The organism is Oceanicola sp. S124 (genome assembly GCF_000220565.1).
Lineage (GTDB): Bacteria > Pseudomonadota > Alphaproteobacteria > Rhodobacterales > Rhodobacteraceae > Pseudooceanicola.
In genome coordinates this window covers 42410-48567 of the sequence record NZ_AFPM01000048.1, presented here as the reverse complement: position 1 = coordinate 48567, position 6158 = coordinate 42410, and the positions used below count along the sequence as shown (strand labels likewise).

Annotated in this window: 10 protein-coding genes; 1 reads left to right on the top strand and 9 read right to left on the bottom strand. The window is 63.2% G+C overall.

Features of this window, described 5'->3' with window-relative positions:
* A partial coding sequence (locus OS124_RS0104730) for a hypothetical protein (RefSeq protein ID WP_010138208.1) occupies nt 1-254 on the top strand: 254 nt, incomplete at its 5' end.
* 176 nt (nt 255-430) lie between these two features.
* Here OS124_RS0104730 and OS124_RS0104725 read toward each other — a convergent pair.
* From OS124_RS0104725 to OS124_RS0104685, 9 genes are all read right to left on the bottom strand, one after another.
* Nucleotides 431-979 (bottom strand): hypothetical protein, encoded by a 549-nt coding sequence (locus tag OS124_RS0104725; RefSeq protein WP_010138207.1) that lies wholly within the window; start codon nt 977-979, stop codon nt 431-433.
* Nucleotides 980-1288 carry a type II toxin-antitoxin system TacA family antitoxin gene (locus tag OS124_RS0104720; RefSeq protein ID WP_010138206.1) on the bottom strand — a complete coding sequence of 103 codons (309 nt, stop codon included), beginning with the start codon at nt 1286-1288 and terminating at the stop codon, nt 980-982.
* Between the two features lie 90 nt (nt 1289-1378).
* On the bottom strand, nt 1379-2023 hold the full coding sequence (locus OS124_RS0104715) for a hypothetical protein (RefSeq protein WP_010138205.1): 645 nt from the start codon (nt 2021-2023) through the stop codon (nt 1379-1381).
* Complete coding sequence (locus tag OS124_RS0104710; RefSeq protein WP_029375177.1) at nt 2016-2435, bottom strand: hypothetical protein; 420 nt, start codon at nt 2433-2435, stop codon at nt 2016-2018. The genes OS124_RS0104715 and OS124_RS0104710 overlap by 8 nt, the downstream gene beginning before the upstream one ends.
* A gap of 273 nt (nt 2436-2708) precedes the next feature.
* On the bottom strand, nt 2709-3086 hold the full coding sequence (locus OS124_RS0104705) for a DUF6915 family protein (protein WP_010138204.1): 378 nt from the start codon (nt 3084-3086) through the stop codon (nt 2709-2711).
* 10 nt (nt 3087-3096) lie between these two features.
* The gene (locus OS124_RS0104700; RefSeq protein WP_010138203.1) at nt 3097-3588 is read right to left on the bottom strand and encodes a DUF6878 family protein; all 492 of its coding nucleotides are present in this window, start codon (nt 3586-3588) and stop codon (nt 3097-3099) included.
* Between the two features lie 95 nt (nt 3589-3683).
* Nucleotides 3684-4202 carry a hypothetical protein gene (locus tag OS124_RS0104695; RefSeq protein ID WP_010138202.1) on the bottom strand — a complete coding sequence of 173 codons (519 nt, stop codon included), beginning with the start codon at nt 4200-4202 and terminating at the stop codon, nt 3684-3686.
* Nucleotides 4203-4311: 109 nt separating this feature from the next.
* Nucleotides 4312-4752, bottom strand: a complete 441-nt coding sequence (locus OS124_RS0104690) for a JAB domain-containing protein (RefSeq protein ID WP_010138201.1) — start codon at nt 4750-4752, stop codon at nt 4312-4314.
* Between the two features lie 125 nt (nt 4753-4877).
* A complete protein-coding gene (locus OS124_RS0104685) occupies nt 4878-6077 on the bottom strand; it encodes a hypothetical protein (RefSeq protein ID WP_029375176.1) in 1200 nt (399 codons plus the stop codon).
* Between the last annotated feature and the right edge of the window lie 81 nt (nt 6078-6158).

The window sequence follows — 6158 nt, the reverse complement described above, 5'->3', positions numbered from 1 at the left end:
TCGCCTATGCGCGCGCCATCGCACAGCGCAACCAGACGGTTTTGCCATGGGAGGTTCAACAGAATCGACGGTCCTTAAGTGCCTGGATCGAGGCACAGGCCCGGCTGAAGCCGGTATCGGACATGGACCGACTGCCCACGTCCAAGCAGGTGGCCTTCGCGGAGAAGCTCGCGCGGATCAAACGGCGCGCTGTCCCTGACGAGTGCTTTCGCGACAAGGGGCTGATGTCGAAGTGGATCGACGGGAACAAGTGAGCACGGCACTGGCTGGCTCCGGACTGACGGAGATTCTGCCATACCGCGGTTTGGCAAACCGAGCGTAGTTGCCAACCTAAAGGTTGGCAGATTGGACCTTCAGGACTTCAACCTCGGTCAACCGCCTGTCCGAGCCCGGCCAGCTCGGTGAGCCCCGCGTCCTTCGTCTGCACGGCTTACTCTTCAGCGATGAGCGTTCGAACAACGCTGACTGGCAAGAACATCCTCAGCGGGTTCGATGCGAGCGGCAGAAAGCCGTAGCTTTCGTATAGCGCCTTGCGGCGGGCCACGCGGTCGGGATCGCCACAGTCAAGAACATCGAGCATGACTACAGCGACGCCGATGGCATCTGCGGCAACCGCAATCCGGCGGAGCGCATCGACAAGCAAATCGCCGCCATTCCCGCCCCCACTGAACTTCTGATCACGCCCGATCATCGAGATGTATGCGGCCGGGATGTTGCCGTGCGACGGACGTGTCCGCGCGAACTTTGCAGGTAAATCCTCAAAATGAACAGCGTGCGCATTGAGAGCATAGAAACCGATAACCGTGCCGGCAGGATCAACCATCACATAGAGCCGGACGTTGTCCGCCTTGGCGAGCTTGTTGGCCGTCTTCTGAAAGTAGTTGTCGACCTGTTCAACGCCGCAAGAAAAAGCCGCCCGATCATGCCTCACTGGATCGAACGGCTCAATGATGTAAGAGGCCGGTTGTGATGCAGCCATCTACTGTGACACAACCGATTTGCCATGCCGACGGAAGGCCGAGCGCAAGGCGTCTGTCGGCGCCGCCGGTGTATCGAGTGCCGAGAAAAACGCGTCATGATCGACCGGCTGCAGCACCGTCCGTTCATGCGCTGCAATCGTTGCCAGCGCCGCCTGGTAGGCGGCATTCATGGTGAAGACGGAATCGTCGACGCCAGAAAGCGCCGCCGCCTGCTGAATCGCTGTCTTGATGCGCGGCTTCGTCCGGAAATTCATCCGGGCCTCGTTGCGCTCATCGATCGCGCGCGTGGTGTCGTGGAAACCAAGCATGGTCGCCTCCTGTTTTTCAATCCTTCATGTACGCCACATTGACGTACAAATCAAGAGTTCGGGCGAGAAAGTACTTCGAAAGTAGCGCGCTCACCCGAACCGCCGCCCTCCTTTCGTAAACGTATACGCGTTCGCGATGATCCCCTCCTCGATGGCCTCGTCCGAGGTGAGGTGGTCGTATTCGACCTCAAGCTGGCGGTAAAGCCAGCGGGCCAGATCACGCAGCGCCTCGGCCACGATTTCTTCCGTGTCCTCGGTCGGCGGCTGCCAGGTCGGGCTGTCCCGCGTGACGTCCACCGACATGGTATATTCATGGTAGTAGCGGCCACGGTGGTTGGCCTCGGCGGCGAGCTGGTAGAAATTCCGGCGCTGAATGGTATGCAGCCGGTGGGCGATGCCATGGAGCGTCGCATCGGTCGGGGCGTAGTCCCGAATGCGCGTGGCAGCGCCCTTGGCGTAGGACCAATAGCCCTCGTAGCAGGCGCCGTCGCCCTGGCTCCAGAAGCCGGAGAACCAGATGCATGGCTTGGCCCGCGTCCCGCCGCCCATCAAGCGGACGGGCGTGGTTTTCAGACGGATGCCGAGGATCTCACAGACCCGCTCGAAATCCTCATAGACCGCGTCCCACCAGTCGTCGTGCGGCCCTAGGTCACGATACCAGCAGCGCGCCTTTTCCTTGGCCGCATCCGAGAGCTCGGGGAACTGGTAGACGGTGGTGCAGATGATCTCAGGCATCAACGTCCTCCCCGTTCAGCGCAGCGGCCAGCCACTCTTGGCTGCCAGTCCAGCCGATGGATTTGCGCGCCCCGAGATCAATGGCATGCGCACCGCCGCCAAAGGCGTCGAGCCGCGGCCGGGAGCAGGTCAGAGCATACTGGAACCCCCAAAGGCCGGTGAGGTCGAGGTCTTCGGCGAGGCGCAAGACGAAGCGGATGACGGCTTCGACATCGCCGTGTTCGTCATCATGGATCCAGAGGCTGCTGCCCTCGGGGGCATCCTGGTGCACGAGATCGAAGCCAGCGACATCTGGGTCGTCAGCGTCCTGATCCGCAGCGCGTAGTTCCTGAAACAGCGCGAGCGCGCGGGCCGCCTTGTCGGGGCTGCCGACGTCGATCAGGCATGAGAAATGGGTGAAGTAATCCGCCATGGGGACCTCCTGAATGGGAAAACCCGGCCGGGCGGCCGGGCGTTGTGTTGGAATGAAGGGGTGGTTGGGGGCGATCAGCCGGTGAGACTGTCGCCCGCCGCCTGTCGTGCGGCATGCGCGCAGAGCATCTGCCGGTAGAAACGCTTGCGCGCGGTCCGGAGGCCGCAAACGGCGCGTGTGTCGGGGTGCAGCGCCCGGACCGCCGCGCGAACCACTGCCAGTGGCGAAGCGGTTGGCGGCAAGCCAAGATTTGGATAAGTGGGATCGGTCATGTCACGTGACCTCGACCACGGGCGAGACCAGATATGGATCGACCTGTGCCTCGATCCGTTCGGTCCGACCCATCCAAGGCTCGGGCCGGATGGCCTTCACCCAGTCGGCGAAGCTCGGGATGAAGCCGAGGTCTTCCTTCACATGCTGCTCGCCGACCCACCGGGTCGGGATGATGCGTCCGCTCGAGAGCGTAAGGGTCTGGCCGAAGATGGTCTCGGCCATGAAGATGCCCTCGGCATGGTGGCGTAGCGCCCGGTGCCGAAAATCGGCTGTGATCTCCTTGCTCTGGTCGAACCAGGAATGCACGGCGAGGAAATCCTCGACCGTGCCGCCCCATTTCTTCACCGAGGACAGGGCGTGGTGATACGGATGTGCCATCGCCGCCCCCTCAGAAATTGTGGGTGGTGAGTTCGGACGAGGTGAAGCGCTCATTGAACTCGAGGTGGATGCAGCGAGCGCTCGCGTCGAAGCAGAATTCGCCGTAAGCCCCGTCGTTGTTTTCCCAACCGCCTTGGGTGTCAGACAGCAAGTCGTAGGCCAGTTGCTCCACGACGTCTTCGAGCGAAAGCGCCCGCATCTCGACCTCGGGGTCGTCCCAGGTCAATGCGGCATAGGCGATCTGGGTCTTGGGGAAAGTGACTTCGGCGTCGCCAGCGTACGCTTCGATGCTTTCAACCTGGCCGCTATCGCCATAGCCGTCAAAGCTCACGGTCACATGGGTGATGCCCGCGGCAGTCAGGCCATCGAAGAGGCGCTCCTTGTTGGCCGGACGCAAAGCTGCGATCCGCGCGTCGCGCTCGGCCTGCCGGGCCAGCACGGCGGTGAAATCAATCCTGGACGGCGCCATCGGCGCGGCCAGAGTGGGTTCGATCTTGGACATAGGAAACTCCGGAATGAGGGAAAGGATCTGAACTTCGAGGCTCTCTCGTCCTCCTAGGCTCACATCCTTCCCTGCCCTTCTCTGACTCTCGGGCGTCACGCCGCGATCTGCAGGGCGCGAGACGCGAAGACACGCCAGAGCGGATCGACAAGACGGGCATCGAGAACGTTGGCGTGGTGCCGCAGCCGTCGCGCGAGGCCATGTTCATGCCACTCGGCCGCCCGCATGGCCTGCGCGCGGGTCTGGCTGGCCTCGGACACGACGGCGCGGGCTTCGGCGGCATCCGAGACCGGGTGACACCATGCGATCCCGCCATCATAGGTAGCGCCGGCCAGAACGAGGCGGCCCTCCCTATCGAGGATTGCCAGGAGGCGCGGAGCGTCTTCAGGTATGATATCTTCGGCCTGAACGATTGCCCCCTGCATGGCCTCGGTCAGCGTGGCAAACCGCGCCAGTACCTTGGGGTGTGCCTGCCCGGACATGAGAGCCCCGGGCGTATGGCAAGCCGTCGTGAGTGCGAACGGCAAATCTTGATCTGCAAAAGCGGTCGGGAAGCTCGGCGGCAAACCTGTTTTCTGCGTTTCCGGCTGAGTTTGGAGAGGCAGGTCGAACATGGCATATCTCCGACGGTGCGGAGAGCCTCTCTCCCCGCTTCAAACCGTCAAAGACCAAACCCCCGCCCTCTTCCTCGGAAGGGTGACGGCGGCAGGCTCGCAAGGCGCGTCAGAGCTTGCCCAGGGCCCGCAGGCTCAGTTCCGTCCCGGCACCTACGATGATGTGGTCATGCAGCGTCAGGCCGAGATACCTGCACCCCTTCTGGATCTCCTTGGTCATGCCGAGATCGGCCTCCGACGGTGTCGGGTCGCCCGACGGGTGGTTGTGGATCAGGATCAGGGCGCTGGCGTTCAGCATCAGCGCCCGTTTGATCACCTCGCGCGGATAGACCGGGACGTGATCGACCGTGCCGGTCGAGAGAAGCTCATCGGAAATGATCCGGTTCTTGCGGTCGAGGTAGAGGACGCGGAAGCGCTCGATCGGACCTCGAACGGTCAACGCACAATAGTCCATCAGCGCCTGCCAGCTGTCGATAACCGGGTTCTGGCTGAGGTAGCGGCCGAGGATGTCACGGGCCTCGAGAATGACGGTTTCTTCCTGGGGGGTCATGGGAGTCTCGCTGAATTGCGCGCGCCGAAGCTCCCTGCCCTCTCGGGGCGGGGCGATTGGCATGCATGTGGAAGGGGAAAGCGCGACCGCCGCAAGTGAGGGCGGTCGCGATGTCGGGTCCGGCGTCAGCCGACCCGGTCGAGGAGCTTCTTGGCGCGCCCTTCCATGTCGAGGCGTGCATCCTGCTGGGTCTTGTCGCGCGCAAGCCGCGTGATGCCCTGCACGAAATCGAAGATGCTTTCGGGCGGGCGGCCTTCCTCCATCAGCACCTTCTCGATGATCTTGCCGGATTCGGCTTTCGAGAAACCGCGCTTGCGCAGGAAATCCGCACGGTCTTCGTCGCTGCGCGCCACGACTTGCTGCCGTGCTGCCCTGATCCCATTCACGAACCCCTGCGGCGAGGAGTTGGCAAACCGAGTCAGCGCCGGGGCCGCCTCATGGGCGAAGCGCGAAGCGGCGTATTTCGAGTGACGGATCTTGATCTCCTGGAAATCCTCGACGCCCCAGAGGTTGCGGTTCTGGCACACCGCCCGCAGGTAGAAGCTCGCCATGCCGAGGGTCTTCGCGCCCACCTCGGAATTCCAGCAATAGAAGCCCCGGAAATAGAGATCGGGGGAGCCGTCGGGTAACTTGCCTGCTTCGATCGGATTGCGGTCGTCGACCAGGAACAGGAAGACGTCGCGGTCCGAGGCGTAGAGCGTGGTCGTGTCGCGGCTGATTTCGACATCGGGGTTGTAGACCCCGGTCGACCAGTCGAGCACACCCGGCACCTTCCAGCGCGTGTCACCCGTGCCATTGCCCGCGATGCGCTGCACTGCCTCGACAAGCTCGAAGTCATGGATGCGGCCGTAGTCGGGACCGGTCACCGCGCGCAGTTCCGTGCGGCCATCCTCGGTCTCGAAGGTCTTCACCTGCTCGGCGCGGTGGTTGGTCAAACCGTATTGCAGGTTGATCCCCGCCAGAGGAGCAGGCAGCTGCCGCAGGTAGGAGGCCGGAGCGCCGACAATGCTGGCGAGCTGGCCGAAGGCCCAATGTGTGGGCGCTACGGGTTCCTGCGCTTGCGGCAAGACCAGACGCAATCGCTCGGCGCTGTCGCGCGCGGCCTCGACGCGAATATCTGCCGTCTGCACCACCCGGCTCCGGCTGCGCTCGGACCGACCCTTCACATTGGTCCAGAGATCGTCGAGCGACAGATACCGCTCGTCATCCGGCCGGTTAAACCATTCGGACGACACCCGCCCGTTCCGCTCGCCCCGGCTCACATCTACTTTCCAACCACCAGCCCGCGCCGGTGCGACCGGATCCAGAACTTCCACAACACCCATCGGCATTCCTCCGTGACAGGCGCCGGGAGCCACTCTCCCAATCCTCAACCTGTCACCGGGAAACCGGCTCGCCTCTCACTC